This window comes from Streptomyces sp. NBC_00388 (genome assembly GCF_036061255.1).
Classification (GTDB): Bacteria; Actinomycetota; Actinomycetes; order Streptomycetales; family Streptomycetaceae; genus Streptomyces.
The window spans coordinates 5974992-6001671 of the sequence record NZ_CP107948.1 but is presented as its reverse complement, the minus strand read 5'-3'; the positions used below and the strand labels follow the sequence as shown (position 1 = coordinate 6001671).

18 protein-coding genes and 3 pseudogenes are annotated in these 26680 nt (G+C 66.6%); 10 read left to right on the top strand and 11 right to left on the bottom strand.

Features of this window, described 5'->3' with window-relative positions:
- Positions 1-88: 88 nt before the first annotated feature.
- From OG917_RS26775 to OG917_RS26765, 3 genes and pseudogenes are all read right to left on the bottom strand, one after another.
- A complete protein-coding gene (locus OG917_RS26775; protein WP_328320353.1) occupies positions 89-517 on the bottom strand; it encodes a hypothetical protein in 429 nt (142 codons plus the stop codon).
- A 464-nt stretch (positions 518-981) separates the two neighbouring features.
- Complete coding sequence (locus OG917_RS26770; RefSeq protein ID WP_328320350.1) at positions 982-1452, bottom strand: NUDIX domain-containing protein; 471 nt, start codon at positions 1450-1452, stop codon at positions 982-984.
- A gap of 2 nt (positions 1453-1454) precedes the next feature.
- Positions 1455-1685: pseudogene (locus OG917_RS26765) on the bottom strand (XRE family transcriptional regulator); the annotation flags it as partial.
- A gap of 384 nt (positions 1686-2069) precedes the next feature.
- Here OG917_RS26765 and OG917_RS26760 point away from each other — a divergent pair.
- Positions 2070-3134 (top strand): annotated as a pseudogene (locus OG917_RS26760) (tyrosine-type recombinase/integrase); the annotation flags it as partial.
- A 212-nt stretch (positions 3135-3346) separates the two neighbouring features.
- Here OG917_RS26760 and OG917_RS26755 read toward each other — a convergent pair.
- The 4 genes from OG917_RS26755 to OG917_RS26740 all read right to left on the bottom strand — a co-directional run bounded on the left by OG917_RS26755 (position 3347) and on the right by OG917_RS26740 (position 4872).
- Positions 3347-3736: a hypothetical protein gene (locus OG917_RS26755; RefSeq protein ID WP_328320348.1), complete on the bottom strand. Its 390-nt coding sequence runs from the start codon at positions 3734-3736 to the stop codon at positions 3347-3349.
- 6 nt (positions 3737-3742) lie between these two features.
- On the bottom strand, positions 3743-3925 hold the full coding sequence (locus OG917_RS26750; RefSeq protein ID WP_328320346.1) for a hypothetical protein: 183 nt from the start codon (positions 3923-3925) through the stop codon (positions 3743-3745).
- Positions 3926-4250: 325 nt separating this feature from the next.
- On the bottom strand, positions 4251-4538 hold the full coding sequence (locus tag OG917_RS26745; protein ID WP_328320344.1) for a DUF7848 domain-containing protein: 288 nt from the start codon (positions 4536-4538) through the stop codon (positions 4251-4253).
- Complete coding sequence (locus tag OG917_RS26740) at positions 4531-4872, bottom strand: hypothetical protein (RefSeq protein WP_328320342.1); 342 nt, start codon at positions 4870-4872, stop codon at positions 4531-4533. The genes OG917_RS26745 and OG917_RS26740 overlap by 8 nt, the downstream gene beginning before the upstream one ends.
- 109 nt (positions 4873-4981) lie before the next feature.
- Here OG917_RS26740 and OG917_RS26735 point away from each other — a divergent pair.
- Both OG917_RS26735 and OG917_RS26730 read left to right on the top strand, forming a co-directional pair.
- A pseudogene (locus tag OG917_RS26735) lies at positions 4982-5185 on the top strand (helix-turn-helix domain-containing protein); the annotation flags it as partial.
- Positions 5186-5242: 57 nt separating this feature from the next.
- The gene (locus tag OG917_RS26730) at positions 5243-6184 is read left to right on the top strand and encodes a hypothetical protein (protein WP_328322198.1); all 942 of its coding nucleotides are present in this window, start codon (positions 5243-5245) and stop codon (positions 6182-6184) included.
- A gap of 520 nt (positions 6185-6704) precedes the next feature.
- Here OG917_RS26730 and OG917_RS26725 read toward each other — a convergent pair.
- A complete protein-coding gene (locus OG917_RS26725; RefSeq protein ID WP_328320340.1) occupies positions 6705-7595 on the bottom strand; it encodes a GntR family transcriptional regulator in 891 nt (296 codons plus the stop codon).
- A gap of 208 nt (positions 7596-7803) precedes the next feature.
- Between OG917_RS26725 and OG917_RS26720 the strand changes: the two genes are divergently transcribed.
- From OG917_RS26720 to OG917_RS26690, 7 genes are all read left to right on the top strand, one after another.
- Positions 7804-8115, top strand: coding sequence for an SCO3933 family regulatory protein (locus OG917_RS26720; RefSeq protein WP_328320338.1), 312 nt, complete (start codon positions 7804-7806; stop codon positions 8113-8115).
- On the top strand, positions 8112-8300 hold the full coding sequence (locus OG917_RS26715) for a hypothetical protein (RefSeq protein WP_328320336.1): 189 nt from the start codon (positions 8112-8114) through the stop codon (positions 8298-8300). Before OG917_RS26720 ends, OG917_RS26715 begins: the two co-directional genes overlap by 4 nt.
- 1 nt (position 8301) lies before the next feature.
- Positions 8302-9693, top strand: coding sequence for a cell division protein FtsK (locus OG917_RS26710; RefSeq protein ID WP_328320334.1), 1392 nt, complete (start codon positions 8302-8304; stop codon positions 9691-9693).
- 35 nt (positions 9694-9728) lie between these two features.
- On the top strand, positions 9729-10448 hold the full coding sequence (locus tag OG917_RS26705) for a DUF2637 domain-containing protein (protein ID WP_328320332.1): 720 nt from the start codon (positions 9729-9731) through the stop codon (positions 10446-10448).
- 151 nt (positions 10449-10599) lie between these two features.
- Entirely contained in the window at positions 10600-12045 is a 1446-nt protein-coding gene (locus OG917_RS26700) for a replication initiator (protein WP_328320330.1), read from the top strand.
- Complete coding sequence (locus tag OG917_RS26695) at positions 12045-12269, top strand: helix-turn-helix domain-containing protein (protein ID WP_328320328.1); 225 nt, start codon at positions 12045-12047, stop codon at positions 12267-12269. The genes OG917_RS26700 and OG917_RS26695 overlap by 1 nt, the downstream gene beginning before the upstream one ends.
- Positions 12269-13576 carry a tyrosine-type recombinase/integrase gene (locus tag OG917_RS26690; protein ID WP_328320326.1) on the top strand — a complete coding sequence of 436 codons (1308 nt, stop codon included), beginning with the start codon at positions 12269-12271 and terminating at the stop codon, positions 13574-13576. Before OG917_RS26695 ends, OG917_RS26690 begins: the two co-directional genes overlap by 1 nt.
- Positions 13577-13745: 169 nt before the next feature.
- Here OG917_RS26690 and OG917_RS26685 read toward each other — a convergent pair whose 3' ends face one another.
- The 3 genes from OG917_RS26685 to OG917_RS26675 form a co-directional block, all read right to left on the bottom strand.
- Positions 13746-13997, bottom strand: a complete 252-nt coding sequence (locus OG917_RS26685) for a hypothetical protein (RefSeq protein WP_328320324.1) — start codon at positions 13995-13997, stop codon at positions 13746-13748.
- A 4-nt stretch (positions 13998-14001) separates the two neighbouring features.
- On the bottom strand, positions 14002-20370 hold the full coding sequence (locus tag OG917_RS26680; protein ID WP_328320322.1) for a polymorphic toxin-type HINT domain-containing protein: 6369 nt from the start codon (positions 20368-20370) through the stop codon (positions 14002-14004).
- A 518-nt stretch (positions 20371-20888) separates the two neighbouring features.
- Positions 20889-25199, bottom strand: coding sequence for a LamG-like jellyroll fold domain-containing protein (locus OG917_RS26675; protein ID WP_443059020.1), 4311 nt, complete (start codon positions 25197-25199; stop codon positions 20889-20891).
- Positions 25200-26680: the final 1481 nt, after the last annotated feature.

Below are 26680 nucleotides of genomic sequence, written 5' to 3'. Positions count from 1 at the left end.
CCACCCCAGAAGCCCGCCAGGACTCACCTGACGGGGCTTCGGTTTTGCACTCGCAACCACCCTGGAAGCGCGCTGCAGATCTGTGGACTCACGACTCGGCGAATCTCGCATAGAGATCACGATCACGCCAGAAATCAGAGAAGGAATCCAGCATCGCCTCGTAAAACCGAATGTTGCTGACATTCCCCCGGGGGCGACTGATCCTTTCTTCGACCGCCTCTCGGACAGCCTCCCAACGCAGCACGTGCATTAGGAAAGAAACTACCTCGACAACGCCTTCCTCTGGCGAGTCGATCAGCGCAATCAGTTGACTCTCAAATTGCCCTCGGAAATCAGGGTTCCTCTGCAGAATCGCGAGCGTACGCTCCAAGCCCGGCTCAAGCGCCTCGACGCCACAAGTCTCCTCCGCCGTAGCGAGAACCCCTTGGACGGCCCGCCTGAGCTCCGCGACCGGATCAGCAGCTTGGCCGCCATGCTTCGATGTATTTTCCACCAGCGCCGAGTCCATTCCTTTCATAGGCATCCACTGCCGCCTTTTGAGCGTTAGCCCCGTAAGGCTGATAATGGCCAGATTTATTGTCGAGGAACACGACTTCGCCACCCTTGGTTTTGAACTCGCCAGCAGCCAAAACATCCCGCCCCTGGGCGAGGCTCACATGGCCAGCCGTTCGCTTCCCGATAACGAGTTCACCGCCTCCGGTCACTACGTATGCATAGTTTCCAGAGCGAGACAGCACGGTGCCGGGAGCAATCGGCTTGAACCATTCCGGCGTGTCTGTCGGTATCAAGTTCGAGAAAGAGGTTGGGTCCGGGCCCGCTCCGCTGTTGTGAACGAGGACCGGCGTCTGACCAGTGAGTACATAGTACGTGTGCTACGCGGTACCCTTCTACCTGCTTCTTCGCTGGTCAGCGTGTTTTTTGCGTTCCGCTGATGTGCGTGGAAATCCGTGGTTGTTGCCGTCGCTACTGCCGTCAGGCGGTTCATCCCAGGTACGGCTTCTCGCGTTGTTCCAGGAAGTGCTGGAGCCTGAGTCGTTGGGTGTGGTGCATCGACAACTGCTCGATCTCTTCCGGCGGTACAAACCGGAGTTCGGTGGATTCGTTGGAGATTGCCAGCCGGCCGCTGGTGATGCGGGCGGTGAAGCAGATGTTGAACTGGCGGCGGACCTCGCCGTCGGTGTAGGCGATGATGTGTTTCGGGTCGGTGTAGGTGCCGACCAGGCCGGTGATCTCGACGTCGAGGCCGGTCTCTTCCTTGACCTCGCGGACTGCCGTGCCTGGCAGGGAGTCGGTGAGGTCCATGCCTCCGCCAGGCAGTGCCCACAGGTCGTTGTCGCGGCGGCGCTGGAGGAGGATGCGCCCGTGGTCGTCGGTGACGACGGCGGATGCGGCGACGACCATGCTGTTCGGCTTGGGCGCGCTGGGGTCGTCGTAGTACTCGGTGCGGGCCACGGTCAGCCTTCCTCTCGTACGGGGGTCGCTGTCGCCCATACCGCGTCGAAGCTCTCTGCGTAGGTGTCGAACATGCCGCCTGTCTCGTGTCGGCGAAGATGCCATACGGGGGCGGCGTAGGCGTTGACGCCCCAGACGTGTGCGTTGACGAGTTGCTGGTCGTCGGCGCGGTAGAGGGAGTTGTAGAGCGTGGTTTCGTGGGAGCGGACCTCGATGCCGGGGGTACCGGCGACTCCCTCGTCGGTCGGGCAGCTTCGCCGTGCCAGGGTTCCCCGGGGGCCGCCAGGGCTCACCGCGTGACGCGTGCGCTTGGCCTTGGCGGCCCCCGGGGGTTCCTGGTCCGCCTCCGGTGACCGGGCGACGAGGGACCCCTCCCGCGACCTCGACCCCACACCACGACGAAGCTGCACCCGCACTCGGGCCCCCTGCCCCTCAGAGAGAGGGCCGGGGTCTGGGGCAGCGCCCCAGGTGGTTCGCTGTGCTGGCTGTTGCGCGCCCGGACCGGCGGGGCCGTCGGCAAGCGGGGCGGAGACAGGAGCGGGCGGCGGCCCCGCAGGGCCGGAGCGCGCGCGGGCCGCGCCAGCGGACCGCCTTGATCAAGTAAAGAAACTCTGAACAGCTCACCCGACAGCACCCTGAGCGCCTACCTCGCGTACTGGCTGGACGGCGTCGCCGTTCACCACCTGCGGGAGAACACCCACACCCGCTACGCCGCCTCCATCCGCCTCCACCTCAACCCCGGCCTCGGTAGCAAGAAGCTCGCCCGGCTCACCACCCGCGACGTCCGCACCTTCCTCGACGGACTCCGCACCACCTGCCAGTGCTGTACCCAGGAACGGGACACGAACCAGCGGTCCTGCTGCGCCATCGGCCACTGCTGCGAAAAGCGGCTCTCACCGCTGACCGTCACGTACGTCCACGCGGTCCTCAAGTCGGCCCTGGAACACGCCGTCCGCGAGGACGAACTTCCCCGTAACGTCGCCCGGAACGTCAAGACGACCACGCCCCGGCCCAGGCGCTTCCAGCCCCTCACCGCCGCCGAAGCCCGGCAACTCCTCCAGGCGGCCAACGGCGACCGGCTTCACGCCCTGTACGAACTCGCGCTGCGCACCGGGCTCCGCAAGGGCGAACTCCTCGGCCTCCACTGGGAAGACCTCGACCTCACCGGCGGCACCGCCACCATCCACCGCTCCCTCCAGCGCACCCGCAGCCAGGGCCTGACCGTCCTGAACACCAAGACCCTGGCCTCCGAACGCCGCATCGCCCTCCCCACCGAGTGCCTCAGCTCCCTCAAGATTCACCAGGAACGGCAGCAGGAAGAACGCCAGGCGGCCGGAACGGGCTGGACAGACAACGGACTCGTCTTCACCACCCTGAAGGGCAGGCCGCTCGACCCGACCAACCTCACCCGCCGCTTTCGGCGCCTCCTCCACGGTGCGGAACTCCGGACGATCCGCTTCCACGACCTCCGCCACTCGACCGCGACCCTGCTCCTGGAACAGGGCATCGACCTCGTCGTCATCAAGGAACTCCTCGGACACGCCCACATCGGCGTCACCGCCGGCGTCTACGCCCACGTACGCCTCCGCCTCCAGCGCCAGGCCATCGACACCCTCGGCAGCATCCTCGGCCCGACCGCTGACGGACCGGACGCCCCACCCTCCGCAGTAGTCGTCCGCTGACGTTGCCGTCGCCGTCGCCGTCAAACGCCTCTGGGGCCCGCTGAACATCAGCGGGCCCCAGAGGCGTTTGGGTCGGTGCGAAAAATCTCCGCGCTTCGGATTCTTTTAGCTCAAGGAGCCTTCAGAAATGAGGATTCGACCAAATCCACGATTCCCTAAATTCTCCTGAACCGATCAACTCGACGTTCAAGCGCGGACATCGGCGGAGTTTGTCATTTCTTCGAGACCACCGAAATCCCACCCGTCGCAAGGGAGAACATTCGAACAAGAGCCTTCCGAACATCCGGATCGCGATCAAGTCGCTCCAACGATTCGAATCTTGCCGGATCAAGATCGATCGTGGCAATTCCGCCAGCTTCCTTGCCATCTGCGGACGAGAACAACACGAAGCACCTGTACGCCCACACCGCTCCCCCCCGCTCCTCCCGCATCAGCGACTGGAGGATGACAGCGCCATCCCTGACCTGACTGCGGAGTGCATCCACCGAGGACCAGCGAGTTGCCCAGGATCGTTCCTCCGCTTCCAGCTGGATCGCCAACAGCGTTTCGAAGCTGATCTGGCATACACGAAAGTCTGGGTCATTCGAATGAATCAGAGCCATCAGGAACTACTCCGGATCGTAGACATCGATTCTTATTTCCGTATCGGGGTCTATGCGCCCGTCCTCGATCCTTCTTCGGAGTTCGTCCTTGCGGTGATGTCCTCCAAGAATCGTGCCGTCACGCGAGACGAGGATTCCGTCTCCGTCGCCAGGGTTGTTGATCCCATCCAGGAGCTCTTCATTGCTCAATTCCTCGTGATACCACTGCGACGCCGGATCCCGGGTCTTCTGCCCGTCGGTGTAATTACCGATATCACCAGCCCGCTCGTGACGTGTCGAGATTCCGCACGGTCCGGAATTGTGGACGAGTACCGGGGTCGCACCCGCCAGCACATAGTACGTGTGCTACGCGACCCCGCTCTATCTGCGTATTCGCAGATCAGCGCCGGTTTCGGGTTCCGCTGGTGTCCGTGGTTGTGCGGGGGAATCCGCGGGTGTTGCCGTCGCTACTGCCGTCAGGAGCGCGGGGCGCACGGTGGTGCTGCCGCTGACGCGGTGTCGGCGCAGGGGGACTTTACTGCCACGCTCCGGGCTCGGCACGGACGAGGGCGCGGACGGTCTGCTCGTAGTGCTGGTGGCCGGTTCGGGCGCAGTGTTCGGCGATCCAGCGGGTGAGTTCGTCCGGGGTGTGCAGGGTGCCGGATTCAGCGCCGCAGTTGTGTTCCTCGCCGGTGACGCAGACCGCTTCGTGGCCGGGCAGTGCCAGGGGGTCGGGGACGGTGGTCACGTGGTATTCGCGGTAGCGGTAGCGGCCTCCTGTGGCGCTGCGGGACTGCACGTCGGTGTTCGCGGAGTCAGGCATCCTCGGTCACCTCTTCCGGGTCGGTGAGGCGTTGACCGCGCGAGTCGGCGACCCTGAGCGCGTCGGAGAGGGCTTCGGTCAGCCGGCGGGCCAGCCAACGGTATTCGGTCGCCGACAAGGTCTTCGCGTCAGGGGCCATGGCGTCTCGGGCGTATCCCAGCAGGTCCTCGCCCATGCCCAGCTGTATGGCTTCGATGTTGTCGGCGAGGTTGGCGAGGTAGCCCTGGCCATCGGTGCTCAGGTAACAGGGGTGCCCACCCTCGGTGGTCCACGGCAGCAGTCGCGGCCCCTGCGTGGAGAGCCCTCCGGGCTCTTGTGTCGCTCGATCGGCCATCCTGATTCCCTCTCCTCAGCTCGACTCGGGGCTACTGATCACGGTCTCGCTGAAGTGAGCCTTTGGGAGTAGCCAGCCTGTCTGCCTTTCTGTCTGCCAAGCTGGTTGGGTGCGGGAGACGATCGGGGAACTGGTCAGGCGGCTGCGTCTGGCGCGTGGGTGGAGTCAAGGGCGGCTCGCCGAGGCGCTGGCTGAGGCTGCTCCTGGGCGTGTTCCTCCGACACGAAATGACGTGTCCCGCTGGGAGATTGGGAAGCGGTCCCCGCGCGAGTGGCTGCCGTACCTCGCGCGGGTGCTTCAGGTCCCGCGCGAGATGTTGGAAGCGGCGAAGGCTGTTGCGCCTGTCGAGTCCGCTGCGCACGTACGGTCCGTGGCCGACTTCCTGCCCGAGGGCGACCCGCCATCCCCACTGAGCGCCCGTTCGGGCCGCCGGATCGGATCCGGGCAGGTGGCCGACCTGGCCCAGCGGGTTCACGGCCTGCGGCTGGCCGACGACGTGGTGTACGGCAAGGATCTGATCGGACCCGCCCTGCGCGAGCTGCGGGCGGCGGTGAAGCTCTACCGCGAGGGAGTGCATACCGATGAGGTCGGCCGCGAACTGCTGCGGACTATTGGCGAGTTGGCACAGATCGCCGGGTGGGTCGCTTCCGACGCTGGAGAGCATGCCGAGGCGGAGCGTATCTACCGGCTCGGCATGAGCGCCGCACGGGCCGCCGGGGACGGCGTACTGTCCGGGAACGTCGCGGGCTCGCTGGCCTATCGTTGGAGCAATACCGGGCGGACTGCCGACGCGGTCGGGCTGGCCCGCGCCGCACTGGAGGACGCCGGTCTGGACGCCCCGCCGAAGGCTCGTGCGCTGTACCTGGACCGGGTGGCTTGGGCGCATACCCGTGCCGGGCAGGACCGCCCGGCGATGGCCGCACTGGGAGAAGCGGCCGAGGCCCTGGTTGAGGACTCGGCCGGCACCGAATCGCCGTCGTACCTGTACTGGATGGACGCCGGGGAATTGCAGGTCTTGGAGGCCCGCGTCTACACCGAGCTGAGACGCCCCCTGCGCGCCGTGCCGCTGCTGACGGACGTGCTCGAACGCTACGACGCCAGCCACTCCCGGGAGTTGGCTTTGTACCTTTCATGGCTGGCCGTGGCCTACGCCGACGCCAACGAGCCCGAGGCCGCCGCCGCGACGACGAGTCGCATGCTCGCTCTTGGACAGAGCGGCAGCGAACGCACGGCAGAGCGCACGCGGATCGTGCTGGACCGCCTGCGAGCCTTTCGAGACGTGCCCGAAGTCGCCGAGCTGCTGGTGTCCTGATCACCCGTGGTGCACCACGGCACGGAAGAGACCGCATACTGGCTGGCGCCGAGGCATCCGGTAAGAAGCCGGCCTGAGCGGGAGGGGTCCCTCGTCGGTCGGGCAGCTTCGCCGTGCCAGGGTTCCCCGGGGGCCGCCAAGGCTCACCTCGTGACGCGTGCGCTCGGCCTTGGCGGCCCCCGGGGGTTCCTGGTACGCCTCCGGTGACCGGGCGACGAGGGACCCCTCCCGCGACCTCGACCCCACACCACGACGAAGCTGCACCCGCACTCGGGCCCCCTGCCCCTCAGAGAGGGCCGGGGTCTGGGGCAGCGCCCCAGGTGCTTCGCTGTGCTGGCTGTTGCGCGCCCGGACCGGCGGGGCCGTTGCCAGCGGGGCGGAGACAGGAGCGGGCGGCGGCCCCGCGGGGCCGGAGCGCGCGCGGGCCGCGCCAGCGGACCGCCTTGAACCAGTAAAGAAACTCTGAACAGCTCACCCACCCGGTACTGCGTGTCCTGCTACTCCGTCGGGTGCGGCCGATTCAGCGTCGGCGTCTGCCTTCGTTCAGCCGGTCGTGCAGACGCTGGGCCTTGGCGGCAGTCTCCTCGGGCGTGTAGTTGCCGCTGAGGCGCTTGCGTTGCTCCATGACGGCGCGCATGGCGTCGCGGTGGGCGGTGGCGGCTTCGAACTCGGTGCTGGCCTTGGTGAACCTTTCTTCGGCAGCGACGAGTTCGGCGGCTACCTCTTCATCGGACTTGCCGCTGAGCCGTACCGCTTCCTCGTCCGCCTGGCGCTGGACGATGCTCTCGTCGAGCATCTCGTTGTAGCGGTTGAGGAGCTGATCGCGCGGGCTGAGTTCGCGGACGAAGACGCCTCGGCCCTGCACGGAGTAGATCAGCCCCTCCTCCTTGAGGACCCGCAGGGCGTTCTGCGCGGTGGAGTTGGCGATGCCGAACTGTTCTTGCATTTCGCGGGCGGACGGCAGCTTGGCACCGGATGCGAGCTGGCCGTCCTGGATCTGCTTGCGGAGCGTGTCCGCGGTCCGCACGTATGGGGGGCGGGGATCGTCAGCGGGGCTGGTGGCGGTCTGCCATCCGCGCTGGAGATCGCCGAGGCCTGTGTACGCGGGATCGGACTCGCCGGGATCAGCCCCGTCGTTTGCCGCTGGGGCCTCTGGCTCCCCTTCGGCCGGCGTCTCCTGCGTGCGGACGTAGCTGCCCCTGCCGAGGACGGAGTAGATCAGCCCCTCGCGCTTGAGGAGCCGCAGGGCGTTTTGGACCGTGGAGCTGGCGATGCCGAAGCGTCGTTGCAGCTCGCGCGCGGCCGGAAGGCGCTCGCCTGGGCGCAACTCGCCGTCGTGGATGGCGGCGCGCAGGACATCGGCGGCCTGGACGTACGGCGGCCGGGGGTCCTCTCCCAGGGGCAGCTTCATGGCACGAGGGTAGCGGCGTCAGCACTCATGGCACACCCGGGTGTCCTCGGCGTACCAGACGTATCGGTGTAGCGATACGAATCGACCGTTGCGCGTGTAGCGGGCGTACCGCTAGTGTTGCGGCGAGTCGATCAACCGGCTCCACCGAAACAAGGGGTGTGATGGCATGGCCATGACTCGTATCCGTGTTGCCCTGCTGCCGTAGGCGGTGTGCATCGCGGGCACCGAGCCGGTTCTGAAGATCAAGGACCAGCAGACCGGGGAGGTCGCTACCGACCGGGAGACCGGGGCGTCGCTGTACACGGTGACGGTGATGCTCATGGAGGACGGCCGCGCCGAGGTCCTGAAGATCACGGTTCCGGAGACGGGTCTTGCGGCCGGGCTCAAGCCGGGGGCGATGGTGCGGCCGGTGGACCTGTTCGCGACCCCGTGGGCGCGGATCTTCAACGGTCAGCTCTCCGACGGCGTCGCCTACCGGGCCGCCCATCTGGAGCTGGTGACAGTGGAGGCGGCCCAGTGATCCGCTTCGAAAACGCCGCGCCAGAGCGGGAGTTGCACTCGCTCCGGCCCCTGCCGGGGACCGAGGGCAAGGCCACGTTCTTCGCCTCGTCGGCGGTGCTCGATCTGCTCGGCCTGAGCCCGGAGCAGGCGGCCCGCCTGGACCTGGCCCACGTGCTCCGCCTGATACACGAAGAGGGGGCCTGACATGGAAGCCGTGACGGAATACGCGCCGTACGCGCTGCTGGTCGTGGTCGTGCTGATGGGTGTGTGGCTGCTGGTGACGGTGGTGCGCTACGTGCGGGCCGACCGGGGCACGCGGGTCAGCATGCGGCAGGCCGTGCGGGTGCGCTGGGGCTGGGTACGGCTCGCGCGGATGGCCGGGCTGACGGTCACCGACAAGACCCCGGGCCTCTTCGCGCAGATCACCGCATCCAAGGACGGCTCCACCCCCGCGCCCCGGGTACTGACTCCCCGGATCAAGGTCAAGCCCGACCCGTTCGGCGTGATCGTCCAGGCGCGCACGCTGCCGAAGGTCGGGTTGGAGGAGTACCAGAAGTCGGCGCGGTTCCTCGCCGACGCCTGGCGGTGCACGCGGGTCTCCGTCCTGCCGGACGGCCCCGGCAGAGTGGTGATCCGGGGCGTGCGCTCCGACCCACTGACCACGCCGACCACACACCGGCCCACCGGCCTCCCGCCCGTGGACCTGACGCGCTGGGAACTGGGCATCGACGAGTACGCCACGAAGGTGCACGTGTCCTTGGCCAACGTGCCCGGGGTGACGGTGGCCGGCGTCCCCGGTGCGGGCAAGACCTCGGGGGTCAACAAGTTCGTCTGCGACTTCGCGCCCTCTGCGTCCGTGCAGATCGTGACGGCGGACGGCAAGGTGTCGCGGGCCTCGGAGGGCGACTACGCCGACCTCGTCAAGCGGATGTTCGCGTTCTGCGGAGACGACCTCGATGAGGCGAATGCACTGTTCAAGCGCCTGGTGGAACTGCGCAAGCGGCGCTCGGCGACCATCCGTGACGTGCTGGGTGTGAAGAACATGTGGCACGTCGGTCCTTCTCCGGAGTGGCCGCTCACGGTCCTGATCATTGATGAGGCGCACACGTTCTTCCGTGAGTACAAGGGCAGCGATGCCGAGACGAAGCGTTTGGCCGCGCTGACGGCGGAGAACGCCCGGCTGGTGGAGGATCTGGTCAAGAAGGGCCGCAGCGTCGGCGTCCTGGTGATCCTGATCAGCCAGAAGACCACCGGCGATGCCATCCCGACCTTCATCCGCGACGTGTGCCCCATCGGGCTGTCCTTCGCGCAGAAGACCGTGGAAGCCGCGGTGGCCGCGCTGGGGGACGACATTCGTAACTGGCCTGATGCCAGCCCGGTCACCTTGCAGGACCCCGCCTACGTCGGCGTCGCGGTGATGGCGATGCAAGGCCGCCCCGGCTACACCCGCATCCGCACCCCCTACGTCTCCGACGCCGACGCGGCCCGCGTCGCCGAAGCCACCTCGCACCTGACCGCCGACCCAGACCTGTGCCTGGACGCCCTCCTCGCCTCGCCCGGCCGGACCACGGCACCCCTGCCGTCGCTCACCAAGTAGCCGCAAAAGCCCACACTGGAAAGGAGGTTGAGGACATGGCGGAGGAACGGTTCACCCGGCGCACCGTGACCGTGGTCATGGCGGTCATCGCGGCCCTGGCCTTCGTCTTCTCCTTCGGCAACGTCTGGGCCCTCGCCCTGCGACTCGGCGTCCCCCACCCGATCGCGCCACTGATCGCCCCCATGGTCGACCTGTCCGTCGTCGGGCTTCTGGTCGCCCTGCGGTTCCTGGCCCTGCGCGGCGTCCCCAAGGCGGAGTTGAAGGCCGGTACCCGGCTGCTGCACCTGTGCAGCCTGCTCACCCTCGCGCTGAACACCGCCGAACCGTTGCTGGCCGGCCGCTACGGACGGGCTTGCCTGGACACCGTCGCCCCGCTCCTGCTCCTCGGCTGGGGCCACGTCGGCCCCGCCTTCCTCGCCCAGTTCCACACCCTCACCCACCCCACCCCGCACCTGGAGGACGCCACCGCTTCTGTCTCCGAGCTGGTGCCCGACGAAGCACCCGCACCCGAGCCCCCGACGCCCGCCCCAGTCGAGGAACCGCAGCCCGCTCCGGCCGCCGCTCTGCCCGTCGCCGTCGCCAAGACGACTCGGCCCGCCTCCGGCCCGGCCCTTCCGGCCGCCCTGCTGGACGCGGCCCGGCGTATCGCTGACACCCATCGCGCCGAGCACGGAACACCGATCACCGCCGCCCACCTGGGCACACGCATGGGCATCGCCCTGCCGGTGGCCACCACCGCACTCGCTCAGCTCTGAGCACCGGCCCTCACCGGCCGAATCCCCCTCGCTGAACCCACGCCCGCCCCCGGGCCTGGTTCGTCATGCCCCGAGCAGCACCAACATGCCTCCCTGACTTGCTGGTTGCTGCTCGGGGGCCACCCACCCGAACAGAAGGGACACGCCCCGAATGGTCACCCTGGACCTGCGCCACGTGGCAAGCCCCGCCGTACGGGACCTGCTCCACCTCGTCAACCACCCCGACTTCGACCGTGCACAGCAGCAGATCGAACACCTGGGCGGCTGCACCGAACCTGTCCGCCTGACTGGCCTCACGACCACCGTCGACGCCACGACCGGCGAGGTGCTGCGTACCTACAACACGTCGGACGAGCCGACGGGCAGTCTGCTCACCGCGTGCGGCAACCGCCGTGCTTCCCGCTGCCCGGCCTGCTCCCGCATCTACGCCGCCGACACCTACCACCTCATCCGCGCCGGCCTCTCCGGCGGCAAGACCGTGCCCGACACCGTCAGCACCCACCCCCGCGTCTTCGTCACCCTCACCCCGCCGTCCTTCGGCCCCGTCCACAACCGCCTCACCACCCCCGGCGGCGATGTCCGGTCCTGCCGCTGCCGCAAGCTCCACGAGCCCACGGACGCCCTGCTGGGCACGCCGCTGAACCCGGCGACGTACGACTACGAAGGCGCGGTCCTGTTCAACGCCCACGCCTCCGCCCTGTGGGCCCGCTTCACCACCTACCTGCGCCGCGAGCTGGCCGCCGAACTCGGCATGACCCAGAAGGCCGCCCACGCGGCCCTGCGGGTGTCCTTCGCGAAGGTCGCCGAATACCAGCAGCGCGGCCTGGTCCACTTCCACGCCGTCATCCGACTCGACGGCCCCGACGGCAGCAGCCAGCCCCCGCCGCCGTACGCCACCGTCGCCGTACTCACCAAGGCCGCCCGCGCCGCCGCCAAGCGGGTCCGCGCCACGGTGAAATCGGATGCGGTCGGGGAACGCGAACTCGGCTGGGGCAAACAGTTCGACGTGCGCGAGATCGCCTCCTCCGGCACCGACGCCGAATTCACCGACCAGGCCGTGGCCGCCTACGTGGCGAAGTACGCCACCAAGTCCGCCGACGCCTCCGGCACCCTCGACCACACCCTCCTCTGCCGCCCCTGCCAGGGACGCGGCGCCACCCTCCTGCCCCACGGAACGCCGCTCCCGTGCACCGCCTGCGACGGGACCGGACAGGCCCGCCCGCTGACCCGGCTCCCCGTCGCCCGGCACGTCCGGCAGATGATCCGCACCTGCTGGGAGCTGGGAGAGCTGCCGGAGTTCGCCCACCTCAAGCTCCGGAAGTGGGCCCACATGCTCGGCTTCCGGGGCCACTTCTCCACCAAGTCCCGCCGCTACTCCACCACCCTCGGCGCGCTGCGCGACGCCCGCCGCACCTGGCGCACCGAACAGGCCCGCGCCCACGCCGGACTGCCCGAGTCCGACCCGACGACCACGCTCGTCGTCGGTCGCTGGGACTACCTCGGCTCGGGTTACAGCCCCGGCGGCGCACTCCTCGCAGCCCACATCTGGCACCGCAAGGAACTGGAACGGCAGGTCGCGGCCGAAGGGGGCTGTTGATGACCTCGCCCCCGCTCACTGTCCTCCACGCGGAGGCGGCACCGGCGCTGGATCTGCTCACGGTGCCCCAGGTCATGGCCCGCCTCCAGCTCGGCCGCTCCGCCGTCTACGACCTGCTCCGCACCGGACAGCTCACCTCGATCACCCTCGGCCGCGCCCGCCGCATCCCCACCCACGCCCTCACCGACTTCATCCGCACCCGCCTCGAACAGGACGCCGCCTGATGACCACACCCCGCGACACCCCCGCCTCCCGCCGCGTTCGCGCCAACGGCGACGGAACCGTCTACCAGCGCAAGGACAGCCGCTGGGAGGCCGCCGGATACGTCCTCGCTCCCGGCAACACCCGCAAGCGCGTCCGCGTCTACGGCACCACCCGCAAGGAAGCCCTCGCCAAGCTCACCGAGAAGATCGCCGCCAGCAACCGTGGTGTCCCCGCTCCGTCCGCGCAGGGCAGCCTGGCTACGTACCTGACGTACTGGCTTCAGAACGTTGCCGTCCATCAGCTCCGCGAGAACACCCACACCCGCTACACCGCCGTCGCCCGGCTCTACATCATCCCCGGCCTCGGACGGAAGAAGCTCGCCAAGCTCACCGCCAAGGACGTCCGCACCTGGCTCAACCAGCTCCGAACCACCTGCCAGTGCTGCGTCCGTGGGCTCGACAGGGACCGGGACCAGCCCGTCTGCTGCGCTGCCGGGAAGTGCTGCTCCAAGCGGCTCTCACCTCTGACCCTGAGCTACGTGCACTCCGTGCTCAAGTCCGCGCTGGAGCACGCCGTGCGCGAGGAGGAAATCCCGCGCAATGTCGCCCGCAACGTCCGCACCGGCACACCACGGCCCCGCCGCTTCGAACCCCTCACTGCCGAGGAAGCGCGCACGTTCCTGACCGCGACCAACAGTCACCGGTTGCAGCCGCTGTTCGAACTCGCTCTGCACACCGGGCTCCGCAGGGGCGAACTCCTCGGCCTGCGCTGGGAAGACCTCGACCTGGCCGGCGGAACCGCCAGCATCCGACGCACCCTCCAACGCACCAACTCCAGCGGTCTGACCGCCCTCCCGACCAAGACCAAGAGCTCCGAGCGGCGCATCGCCCTGCCCACGCCGTGCCTGCACTCCCTCGAACAGCATCGCGACCGACAACTCCAAGAACGCGAAACGGCAGGCGGGAGCTGGCAGGACAGCGGCTACGTCTTCACCCGCCCCGACGGCGCCCCGATCGAAGGGTCCACCCTCACACGGCACTTCAACGCCTTGCTCCGCCAGGCCAGGCTCCGCCGCATCCGCTTCCACGACCTCCGCCACTCGACCGCCACCCTCCTCCTGGAACAGGGCGTCGAACTCGTCGTCATCAAGGAACTGCTCGGCCACGCCCACATCGGCGTCACCGCAACCGTCTACGCCCACGTCCGAATCCGTCTCCAACGCGACGCCATCAACCTCCTCGGCCACGCCCTCCGCAATCCCACCGAGATCACCGGCAGGCCCGACGACGGCGACGAACCACCCCTCGCCGGAGCCGCCGTCCGCTGACGTTGCCGTCAACTACTGCCGTCAGACCACACTGAAGCCCTGCCTGGTGACACCTGGCAGGGCTTCAGATTTGCACCCGTGGATTCACTCCGGGCACCGTTGACTGGGCATTCTCACCGGAAGCGTCGCAACGCATCCGGAGCGGCCCTCCTCTCTTGCGGGAGAGGAGTCAGAGCGTATCGATTTCGTTCCCCTTTGAGTCAATGATCGCGTAGTCGCCGGGGTAGGGGACCCAAACCCCAATCCCGTTAGGCCACGAGACGATCTCAAGCGAGGCCACGTTTGAGATTGCGGTCCGGAGAAAGACCGCCTCGCCGTCACTCAGGGAGAAGGTGGTTCCTACCGGCTCGAAGCACACCTCGACGCTTTCCCCTCGCGCCGCCACAAATTTCAGGTCTACGACCTGCTCTCCCTTGCTCACCTGACTATCTCCAAGCATCGATGATCTCCTGAGTCAGCACCACGCGCGCCGGTGCAGTCTTTCCGCCCTTTCCTGCGAGCGCTGCACTCTGGTAGAAGTCCTGCAATTTCTCCGCATCACCCCTGCTTGCCAACCCGCGCAAATCAGCCGGAGAGCGTGTTCCTACAAGGTGGGAGGGATCTCCGGAACCCCATACGCGCCCGCCCACTTCTTGCAGGGTGCCACCTTCAAGTTTCGGAACGCCAACCCTGCCGCCCGGATTGGCGAGATCGGTGGTGTTCCCCTTGGAGTCGACCGAGAAGCGAGGATCACAGTTGCTGTTGTGAACCAGGACCGGCGTCTGACCAGCGAGTACATAGTACGTGTGCAACTCGTCCACAGTCAGGTTGTACGTACGGGCATGCTTCGTGAAGGCCTTGTTTGCCGTGACGATGGCGGTGGAGCCGTCATCGGTCAGGAGCGTCATACCGGGGGCAAGGTCTCCGGCCTCCACCCACGCGTGTTCCGAAGGAGACCAGAACGGGTGCTCGTCCGTAGCCGTGATCGAGGTGATGCCATCTTCCGCGGCGATGGAGATCTTGTTGAAGAACTTGTCGCCGTTGGTTCTGATGAGGCGCGTCACCTTGCGGGCGCGAGTCTTCCCGGTCACCGGGTCGGTTGCCCGAACCTTGTCGCCTACCTTTACGTCCTCAATGTCCTTGGTCGAACCGTCAGCCATGAGGATGTCCGTGCCGGCCAAGAAGCATTTGCAGTGTTTCGCGGCTTCCGCAACCCTGCCCGCCTTCTCGAGCTTGGCCACCTTCGCGATCTTCCCGACGGGGAGATCAGCAAGCAACCAGCCGCATTCCGCAGTGATCTCGTCGGCGCACTTCGAGGCCAGTTTGGTGTCGAATACCAGGAAATCGAAAGTGTCCCTCAATATCCTGAGATAACGGTTCCCGCGTTCGGGCAGCTTTCCGTAATAGATCTCCCCCGACTCACTGACCGTCAAAAACTGCTTGGCAACGACCTTTCCATTTACGTAGTGCTTATTGGTGAAGACATTGCTTCCGTCGTTCCGGGAATTCTGATGTGTCGTGGTCAGTTCCTGAGTCCACACTCCGGAATCATTGATCTTGAAGTGTTCCCTTGTGCCGTCCGAGCAGATTCCCGCAGGCCCGCACATGCCAGTGGGCTTCAATCCATCGGGATCGCTCTTCGTGACCGGGTTGTTGTTGCCGTAGGTGTAGCCGTTCATCTGCTGCGGATCGGTCAGATCCATGACCGGGTCGACCGAAAGGAAGCGGCCGGTGGCGGGGTCGTACTCGCGGGCGCCCAGGTGCTGGAGACCGGTCGTCCCGCTGTCGTCGGTGCCTCCGACGAATCCCTTCGATCCCGGCCAGTCCGCAGGCGCACTGCCCCGAGCACCACCGAAGGGGGTAGTGCGGCGTTGCTGGATGGCAAGGTTCGTGGCGTCGACGGCGAGCAGGCCGGTGCCCTGGTGGTCCGGGATGGTGTAGGAGAAGGTGCGGTCGTCGTCCTGGACGGCTGTGTTGCCGCCGCCGAGGTCGGTGTAGCGAGTGGCTCTGGGCTTGTCGGCCCCCTTGGCCAGGGTGAGTTCGGTCCCGCCCAGGTACAGGGTGGTTCCGGTAGGTGCCCGGGCGATGAGCCGGTTGCCGTCCGGGTCGTACAGATACTGGGTGGTCTTGCCGCCCTCGGCGACGGATGCGAGATGCCCCTCGGCGTCCCAGGTCAGGGTCTGACCAGGACGGGTTTTGGTGTTGCCGGCCTGGTCATAGGTGTACTTGTCCGTCGACGTGCCGGTAGGCCCGGACGTGGTCACGGCGCCGAGACTGTGAGCCTGCGATGTGCCGGCCGGTGGATAGCTGTATTCGTGCGTGGTGTCTTTACCCGCACGGTGGGCAGGGTCGTGCTCGGTCTCGGCCGTCCGGTTGCCGGTTACGTCGTAGCTGTAGCTCTGCCAGTACGGGGCGGCTCCCCCGATCGCCGCAGCGCCCGGAGTGGCGCTGCACGCAGTTGACGCCTGGCTCCAGGCATCCGTGAGGCGCCCCAGGTAGTCGTATCCGTAACACTGGTTGTCCGCGCCGGTGCGGGAGGTGTCCGCGACGGAGGTGATGTTGCCGGCCTCGTCGTAGTGGTAGGCCGCGCTGCGGTCGATGCCCGGCTGCTCCATCCGGGAGACCACGGACGAGGCGAGGCGGCGGGTCCCCCATTCGTAGCCGTTCTTGATCTCGGTCGTCCGGGTGCCGCCGGACAGACCGAGCGTCACGGTGTCAGGCAGTCCGACGTGTGTGTAGGTGGTCTTCCCGGACATGCCGTCCGTCGTGACACCGGTCGGCCAGAGCGTCGTGTCGTCGTAGCTGTAGACCGTGGTTGCCCCCGGCAGAGCCCCCGCGGGCGAGGACGAGGTACCGGCCACCAGACCGGAGGGCTTGTAGAGGGTGCCGGACTGGTAAGTACCGGCCAGTGCCCCTTCAACTGCCGGAATGACGACCGCGGTCCGGTAGGGGCGGCTCAGTGCGTCGTAGGCGGTCACCTTCGAGGTGTACGGCTGCCCGTCCTCGTAACGGGTCGATTCAGCCGGGAGCCCCTTTCCGCCGGGCACCGTGTCGTACGTCCATTTCGCCCGCAGCGTTCCGCCAGGAGTCCCCTCGTGCAGCTCGGTCCGGCGGCCCTGGTTGTCGTAGCCGGTGTAGAGGAGAACGCCTCGGCTGTCCTTGGTGTGATCGACCTGGCCACGGTCGTCGTAGAAGGTCTCGGTAGCGCCCTTGTCCGGGTCGACCGTCTTGGTCTGGCGGCCCATCTGGTCGTAGGTGTACGACCAGCTGTTACCAGCCGGGTCGGTGACCGATTTCAGGGACCCCCGTGCGTCATACACGTAGCGCGTCGTGTCCGCGGCCGCACCGAGGGCGCGCTGATGCAGCGTCTGGACTTGAGTGGTGTGCCCCCTCGCATCCGTGACGGTGGTGGTGGCGGTCCCGCCGGCCGGTGGTATGACCGTGGTGCGGTCACCGCCGTACACCGTCTTCGTGGTGCTGAGGACCGCTCCGCCGTCCCCGTTGCCGGCGATCTGCTTGCTCAGGACGGATCGTCCGAGCCCGTCGTAGTCGGTGCGGGTCTGCGACTCCACCGCGAGGGCATCCTCGGGTTGGAAGATCTTCTTCGCAGGTCCGCCAGTGGTGAAGTACGGGGCGAACGTCTTGGTGCTGAGGCCGCGTTCGTCGTAGAAGACGTCGCTGACGATGCTGCCGCCGTCCGGGCCGGGATCCTGAGTCTGCCTTTCGCGCAGCAGGCCGTCGTAGAGGGTGTAGGCCGGGGCCGTCTGTCCGTCGTTGTTGTTGACCTTCCGTGTGCCCACGACGGTGGGCTGGCCGTCCGCGACCTGGTAGGTGAACTGATAGCTCGGGACCCTGGTGGTAGCGCGGCCTGGTTCCCACACCTCGGTGGTCCGCCCCGCGGCGTCGTAACGCGTCTCCGCGGTGTTGCCGTTGGGATCCGTCTCCTTGGTCACCTGGCCCCTGACCGGGTCCAGTTCCTGGACGGACGTGAGGCTCGTGGAGCTGTCCCCGGCCTTGGCGGGCGGACCGGTGGTCCTGACCTGAGTGGCCCTGCCGGTTGCGGGGCTGTAGGCAGTCGTGGTGGTACGGCCGTCGCCCCGTGCGGTACGCACAGGGGCTGAATCCCCGTCGACGGTGACTTCGGCTGTCAGGTCGTTCACTGCCAGCGGACGACCGTAGGCATCGTAGGTCGTGCCTGTCTCCAGGTACGTGGCCTTGGTCCCGGTGTGGCTCTTGAGCCCGGCGGTCCCGGTGGGATCGCCCTTGACGGGCTCGGCGCCGTAGGCGCCACCGTCATAGGCCGTACGGACGTCGGAGATGACGTCCTTGGCGCGGTCGGGTGTCTGGGTGCACGCTTTCGCCACGGTTTCGATGCGGCCGACGGTGTCGAGGATGTTCGCCGTCGCGTTGGTGGCGTAAGTGGTTCGGCTGCACTGGTCGTCGTCGGGCGTAGACGTGTCGCCGAGGTCGTTCACCTCGGTGACGCGGCCGGCCACGGTGTCCTGTGTGGTCTCGGTGTCGGTCGTCCGCCATTTGACGCCTGCGCCATCGTCGAGGCTGGTCCAGGTACGTGCCTCGGCGGTGCCGATGAAGTCGGCCGTGACCGTGCCCCAGGCTCGGACCTTCTTCGCTGTCTCGTGGTGCCAGGGGCGGCTCACGGACTTGGTGAGGATCTTGCCGTCGGGCTTGTCGTACGTGGCGGACTTGTAGGCGAAGCCGGCGAGTGCCTCATGGTCGGTGATCGGCTCACCCTCACCTGTGCCCAGAGCCACGCTCACCGGCTTGGTGCCACCGCTCTTGTCCTTGCGGTCTCCGTCCATGCCGCGCAGAAAGAAGCTGTCCTGCTGCGACTTCATGGAATCGAGGCCACCGCTCCTGACGTGGACCTGTCCGTAGCCGCGCCACTGCGACCAGGTGCGGTACTTCTCCTTGGTGAGACCGTCGTCATCCGCGTAGTGCCAGGCCGCAGGACCCTCGTACGCGTAGCGGGTGATCTGGTCGGGTGCGCCGCCGGTGCGGTCCGAGACCGTCACGGCCGTGGTCACGTACTTGTTGAACCACTGCACGTCCGGGGCGTCAGCGGTCTGTTCCTGGTCGAGGACCTGTGGGAAGCAGCGTGTGGTGTTGCTCTCCGGCGCGGGCAGTGCCTTCCAGTCGCACACGGGATCGGAGTACTCGACGTCGGTCCTGCTCCCCGTCTCCCCGTCGACGCTGGTGAGCCGGTCCTTGATGAAGGGTGCGTAGCCGTCGCCGGTCTTGTCCAGCCGGTTGGCCAACTGGCCGTAGGCGAAGGAGGTCTTTGGCAGGGTGACCGCGGGCGTGGCGGACTGCCCCGTGTGCTGCACGCTCTCCAGCAGCAGCTGGTAGTCCGTATCGGCCATGCCCCAGCGGTGACTGAACGCCCAGGAGTCGCTCTTGTCATAGGCGCCGGCTGCGTTCAGCACCTGCGTCGTGATCCCCGTCAGGCGCTTGCGGGTCCAGAACGTCGGTGCGAAGCGCCCCTTGTCGCACTTGGCCCCGGAGTCGCAGTTGAGGTCCCAGGGCGTGTCGTACCAGTAGAACGACTTGTCGTCGACCGTCGACGCCGCACAGGTGACGCCGGTCTCCGGCAGGCACCGTTCGGCGCTGCTGAACACCGCCTGCGCCATCGGTTTGTCGGCGAACATCCGGTTCGACTTCAGGCCGTAGTCGATGCGCGTCAGGTAACCACCGCGCGTGTAGGAGGTGTCGTCGTCCTCCTTGAGATTGCGACCGTAGGAGTTGGACTCCTTCTCGTAGTGATAGGCCATGGCATTGCCATGGGTATCCACCACGTAGTCCAGGTTCCAGCGCCATGCCTGCTGGCACCAGGACGAGGCGAAGTCGTCCTGGTGGCACTTCTCGCCGCTGTTGTTGCCGAAGACAGGTACGTTGAAGGTCGAGTTGGTCTCGTCCTTGCCGGCGGCCCAGCCGGGGAGACGGTTGTATCCGAAGTAATAGCGCACGCCGCTGGGGTCGGTCAGCCTCCAGTACTCGCCGTCGGCGTCGCCGTTGTCCCGCGCCGTCGAGTACAAGCGGTCGATGCGGGTTCCGTCGTCCTGCTTGAGTTTGAACTCGTCCTTGCTCACGGGGACGAGTTCGCCGCCCTTCCCGTTGAAGCTGAGGAAGGCGTTGTCGTAGGCCCAGCACAGGTCACCGGGTTTGCTGCCGTCCGCGTTCTTCACGCCGTCGTCGGAACACGGCTTGTAGCGGCGCTCGATGGAACCTGTCCCGAGATCGAATCCGTCCCCGACCCAGGCACCCTGGTTGTTGGTATTGGTGGTACGGCCGTCGATGGCTCCGGAGGAGTAAGAGAGTTTCAGATCGGGCTGGAGGTCGCCGGGGGTGTGGGGCACGGTGATGTCGTAGGACCAGTTGAAATCACCGGAGTTCAGGCTGGTGGACCAGGAACCCGAGTCCGACAGGGAGGTGGCTTTGTAATCCCCCTTGTCTCCCGCCGGCGCGGCGGCGGCCGCGAGGACCGTCGGCCCGCCGCTTCGGAGAGTCATCGCCTGGGCAGTGAGCGTGTGTGCCGTCGTGTCGTTGTCGGCCTTGAGCGGGGTTGCGGTACGGCAGGACCGCTTGTCCGGACTGGTGAGGAGGCACGCCGGGTAGCGCACGAGCCGAAGCCGGGAGGAGTAGGCACCGCCGTACGCGCCGGAGAACGTGTCGTAGTCCACCGAGACGGATACAGGTCCCTCGCTGACGCCGCCCTTGTCCTGGGGTGTGAGCGCGAACACGAGTCCTTCGACGCCCGCCTTCCGGGCCTGGCTCCGGCTGAGGACCCGGGCGTTCACCTGGCCGGGATCCGCGGGAGAGGCACCGCCCTTCTGCTTTGCCGCGAGGCGGCCTTTCGCCCCGTGCGGAGCCACCGGAGCGACCTTTATCAGGCCACCGTCGGCGCTGTTCGGCGGTTGGGAACCGGCGCCACGCGTTGCCGTGGGAGCGAGGGTCTTCGTGGTGGCGCCCGGCCACGCATGATGCGGGACTCCTGCGGGGGTTCGTGGCCCCTTGGTGACAGCGCGCGGCTCAGCTTCGCTGCCCCTCGTGCCCTCGACCGGGCTGTCCGAGGACACTTGAGTCTTGGCCGAGTCCGCCGCTGCCACGTCTTCGGTCAGGGCGGTGGCCTGCAGGAGGCCTGCCGCCAGGGTGCCGCACAGCACCAGGGATATCCGCTGCCGTGAGGCGCGGAAGAACCGGGGTGTTCGCCTTCTCATATGGGTGGGTCTCTCAACTGCCGGGCGCACAGAGGGCGCGGGAGGGCGGGAGTCAGAAGTACGGCTGCCGGTCGCTGGACCGCTCTGCCGGTGAGTGCTCAGTCGATGGGAGGAACCTCGGTGGGGACGCCGAACCAGGAGGCGGCCAGATACTCGACCTGACTGTCGCTCAGCGATCCCTGGAAGGCCCACACGTCGTCGACGGTGCCGGGAAAGAAACGGGCGCTCTTGCCCGCTGTGACGGCGGCCCCGACCTGGAAGCCCTTCGTCGCCTTGTGCGTCAGGACGTTCTCGCCCCAGGCGATCAGGTCTGCACAGCCGGACGTGTCGGACATGCCATCGCCGTCGTCGTCGGCGCAGGCCACCTCCTGGAGCACGCCGTTGACGAAGAGGCGGGCCTCCTTGGCGAACCCGTCGTAGACGACTGCCAGGTGGTTCCAGTTGGTCACGTCCTCGAAGGAGGTGGATGCGACCCTCGACACTCCAGCATCCGAACTGTCCTTGTCCGAGAGGGACATCTCCCAGCTCCCCTGGCTCTCGGGGTCTTTCGCGTCCGGAACATAGTGGACGTCCAGAGCGCTGTGGCCCGCGCTTTCCGCGCTCAGAGCGGTGACTTCCTTCGACGGTTGCGCCGCTGCCTGCACCCAGGCCGTGACCGTGAAACTCGTGCTGGTGTCCACAGGCATAGCGGTCGTGGAGGCGTAGGCGTCGGTTCCGTTCAGCTGAAGGCCGTGGTCGCCGACCCAGCCCGCGCCGAGCCCCGCGCCGCCTTTGAGCGCCATCGGCCGGTTCTCCTGGGAGGCATCCGGTGATGTGACGGGTGTGGACGTCGTGGCTTCCTCGAACTGCCAGCGCCCCTTCAGCAACGGGTGCTGCTTGAACATCTGCGCGACTTCCTCCGCCGAGACCGGGCGGTCGTACAGACGAATGTCATCAATCTGTCCGGGGAAGAAGGAGCGTGGCTTTTCCTCGAAGGACCCGGCGCCGATCTGCACAGGGCCACCCGCGTACCAGGTCGTGGAGAGGCCGGTACTGCCCGCCTGCGCACCGTTGACATACAGCGTGAGCTTGTCGGCAACGGTGTCGTGGACCCCGACGAGGTGCACCCAGTCGCCACCGTGCGCAGTGACGCCGTCGGCCTGGATGGCGCTGACCGGAGTGGCATCGGATTCGTCTGCGGAGTACTGGTTGAAGGCCCACCGGTCATAGGTGGAGGAGTAGTAGAGCTCGAACCCCGCGGTGTGGGCTCCTGCCTGGGTGGCGACCATCGCCGCGTGATCGGGTTTCTTCTCGGGAAGCTTCACCCAGGCCGAGACCGCGAACCCGCGCTGGTTGTTGACGTGCGGCGAGACCGTGGTGGCGTAGTCGTCGGTCCCGTCAAGGGCCAACGACCGCCCGTTGACTCCGGGCTGACCGCTTCTGGCACCCCCCTTGAGGATCATGGCATCCACATCGGCGTGACCCGTGACATGGGCTGCACCGGCTGGCTCGTCCAGGGGGAAGACCGCACGGGCCTGACGGCCTGGAGTGGTGAGGGGTTCGTGGTTATAGAGGTGAGCGACGTCCGCCCCCGTCAGCGGCTTGTCATAGATCCGCAGGTCGTCGATGGTGCCCGGGAAGAAGGACTTGGGCGTTCCGTTGTAGGACCCGGCACCGATCTGCAGACCGCGCCGGGCGTCCCAGGGGGTGTCATAGGTAGTGCTGCCCGCTGGTTGTCCCTGGACGTAGAGGATGAGCTGCCCGGTGCCGGTGCTGTAGGTACCGACGAGGTGTGTCCACTGCCCGGCCTTCGCTCCACCGGGGGCGGACTGCATGGCCCGGGCGATGGGGGCGTCGGGGGTGTCGCTCGTGTACTGGTTGAACGCCCATCGGTCGTAGGTCTTCGAGTAGTACAGCTCGAAGCCTGGGGAATGGTTGCCGGGCTGTGCGGCGATGATGGCGGCCGTCGGAGGCATCGCGGACAGGTTCACCCAGGCAGAGACCGAGAATCCAGCATCGGTGGCGACGACGGGTATGTCGGTGTCGGCGTAATCGTCGACTCCGTCGAAGACAACACCCGTCTTGGTCACACCAGGCGCGCCCGGAGCGGCACCGCCGTGCAGAGTTGCCTCACGATCGGGGGTGCTGCCCTTGGCCTCGCTCGCGCCGGCCTGTTCGTCCAGCTGCCAGGTCGCACGCTCCGGCTGCCCGGCCCGGACCCTGAAGAGATACGTACGGATCTCACTTCCGTTGCCCGCGCTGTCGAATGCCTGCGCCGTGACAAAGTTCAGACCGGGCTTCGAGGGCAGCATCCTGACGGCCTGTGCCGCACCCTTTGACGTACTGATCTTGTTCTTGGATGTCGGGTCCGTATTGATCCCGTACCAGTAGGAGGTCACATCCGTATCGGCCGCGGTGACGTCGAAGGTGCCGTACTTGCCGACGCCGTCGTACCAGGGGTCCTCCGCGTCGTCAGGATCGAGCGCGGGGTAATCGCCGGATACCAGCCCGGGCGCCTTGGGAACCTTCGTGTCGTAGTTGAAGTAGCAGGCTTCCGGGTCGCCGCTGGACGACCAGGGGGAGTACTGCGCCCCGTCCCATACACGTACCTGCCAACTGATCTTCTTGTTGGCCGGCAGCGAGGGGGGCAGCGTCACGGCGAACGCCGAGCCCGATTTCTTGGCCGGTGTACGAGCGGGAGTCCAGTGCGGGGAGTTGCCCTTGCCGTCCCCCGAGTCCCAGGAGACCTGGAACTGCACCGCGACCGAGTCCCCATCCGGGTCGGTGATGTTGTTCGCGTAGATCTTCCCGAGGGTGCGCACGGGGGCTGCGAGAGCCGACTTCTTGCAGACGCCGCCGTACTCCATGGTCAGCTGCGAAGACCTCACCTGCGCGGGCGGTCGGTTGAACTTGACGCGCAGGTACGCCTTGTCGGAGAAGCGCTTCCAGCTCAGACCGTCTGATTCGCTGCCCGCCTTCAGGCCGAACGTCATGCTGGATGTCTTGCTGGTGGCCGCCGACTGCACGGCCGACCTGACGTCGAACTCGGCGTCCTTGGCCGCGCAGCCCGTGTACCCGTAGGCGAAGCTGGCGGACTTGAGGTTCTTGATCCAGAACCCCGAGGCGTTCTGGGAGTTCCATGTCGTGGACGCGGAGATGCCCTTCGTCTGCCACAACTGGACGGTGCGCTCGCTGCATGAGGCCGACCACGTGTTGCGCACGACGAACTCTGCCGACAGGATCGACTTTCCTGCGAATTTAGAGACGGGGATCTGGTAGAAAAGCCGCTTCGTGTCATGCGGCTGGCAGTAGTTCCAGTCGCACAACCCCAGGCCGGCGTCCGAGTCACCGTTGAACTTCCACTGCGGTGACGACGCCCAGTACTTCGACGCCATCGTCCACGACGACGCACGCGGCGAGTACCACTGCGGATCAATGAATACCGGGTACTGCGTGTCCTCGCCGCGCAGGAGGTCCTGATCCGGAGTCAGGACCAGTTCGTGGCCGTCGGCCGGCACCGCTACATCGACCGGTGCGAGCTTGCCCGACTCTCCGGCCCCCGGTTCGTCCTGGACACCGGCACTTCTCACACGGGCGTTCTTCGCCTGGACACCGGCGGGTCCGACGCTGGAGTCCCACATCTGCGGAGTCGGCGCCTCGAATACAGCGCTGCCCGCGCCACGGTCGACAGCTTCCAGGCCCCCTTGCTCGGTCTTCCGGACGTCCATACCGTCTGCCGCAAGCTTCAACCGAAGTTTCGTCAGCTCCTCGCTCTGCGCCGCCTCCGCGCTCTTCACCACCAAGAGCTGAGTGAAGCCGTCTTCCTGGGCCTGCATCCTGAGGTCCACCCCGGGAAGCACATCGTGGTAGGAGGCTGTGGTTCCCTCGATCTCCGGCTTCGGCAACGGCTGTGGCCAGGAGAGGGCCAGTTCACGACCGCTCTTCTTCATCCGTACCAAGGGCTGTTGCGCGCCTGCGGAGAACATCAGCTCTGACGCTGTGGCCTTCGTCTTCACACCATCAGGCGTCAGTATCAGGTTCGCGTCGACCGGCTTCCATTCGCCGTTGATGCGTGTACGAACGGGGCGCAGATATTCCCGCGCCTCCAGATTCCCGTCAGCCGTCGCATAGACGTCGCTCGACTCGCCCCTCATCGACGGGATTTCCACGGGTTGACCGGACTGCCTGGCCTCGGCCAGAGCCTGTTCCGTCGTGCGGTTCGCGGTGTCGTCTGCCGTGGCTCCGGCAGACGCTGCGCTCGGCGCGCCGGTGTCCAGGGGGGCAGCATGCGCATTCACTGTGGTCAGAGGCAACAGGCCAACCGTGACAGCCATCCCCAGCCCGGCCACCACCCATCGACGGCCCCGTGCGGTGTACGGCCTCCCCCACGGCGATACAACGCGGCCACTACGCCCGCCCACTCTCCCCATAACCCACCCCTACTTCACAGGAAACCCACAAACACGCAGAGTTAACGTGTCACCACGCGTCAACGTCAAGGGTTGACTCAGCAGCAAAGGACCGATTCGTCCCGCGAACAACGCATCTCGCCACCGAAGGGAATCAGCCAACTACGCGGCAAAAACGCGTACGGGCATGGGTACGCCAGATGCACATCCGCTGTTCCACCGGGTCCGCCGTCAGGGCATGCGGAAAATCGTCCGAAGGATGATGCGGGAGAGGGCTCACTCCGGGAGGGGGCGAAGCCCGACGCGATGCAGGCCGGCACGCGGGGTAAGCGGCGGCAGACGAGCCGGCCTGTACGCCGGGTTCTGTCGCCCGACCAAGGACAAGGGCACCAGCCAATCTTGGCCGATCAGGTCGCGCGATTCACCGCTTGAGCTTCCAGCCATGCCTCTACCCCCGACCAGTGGTAGCGCAAATAACGGCAGACCTTGCGGGCTCGCGGACCCTGGTGTCGGCGATTCCATATGTCGACCGTATTCAGAGGTGCGCCCAGGAAGTCGGCCAGCTCCTCCGCGCCCATCAGGGGACAACGGCCCGCGGGCCACTAGCGGCTCCTTCCGCGCGGGCAGTGGTTCGACGCATGGGCACTCCAGAACGGTTCGAAGCGGGCAGGAAAGAACCACGTGAGCGGTATTCCGCCGTGGTAGTACACAGGACGTTTGCATTAAATTCCGGCCGGACCAAACAGAGGGCCTTTCGCCGAAACGCCTACGACTCTTGTGAACTCTCGAAGGACACAGATGAATCTTCTCTTAGGGTTCGGCGAGCCCTCGTCGAACCCTAAGAGAGCATTGCCTAGGAGAAATCCTCTCGACCACTCTGCACCATTTGTCGCGAAAACCCCAAGAATACATTTGACATCCTCGACTCGCCTGGATCAACATCCAATTCACTCAGGGAGCGATGAACGGGCAGACAATCTCGCCGCCGACGATGGCCCTGATTAAAAAGAGTCCACAAATAGAATCAAAGGGCCGCTGGAAACTAGGAGTTAAGTCGATTCCGACGACCGCTGGCACAAGTCGCGCCCGAAAGACGGGGAGTCGCCCCGCAAGGAACACGGCAAAGTTCCGGCGCGGGATCACGGGACGGGGAAGCGGTGGCAGGCCCGATGGCGCAACAGGGAAGACGTACAGCAGACAGAGCTGTTCCGCACCGAGGTCGAAGCCCGCAGGCATGAAACCAAGATGCGGTCCGGAGTGGACGACGGTTCGTACATCAACCCTCGCGACAGGGGAGGTCAGGGTCGGTGAACTCGCCCTTACATGGCTCAAGGGGCACGAACACAAGAATCCACGGACTTACCGACGCCACAAGGAACGGTTCTCCTGCACGTCATTCCTACCGCAGTTGGGAAGATGCGCGTAAAGGACGTGAACGCCTCGTCTTTGCTGGACTGGCTGCACGACCGTCGCAGGCTGCTCGAAAGTTCCACGCTGCGCCT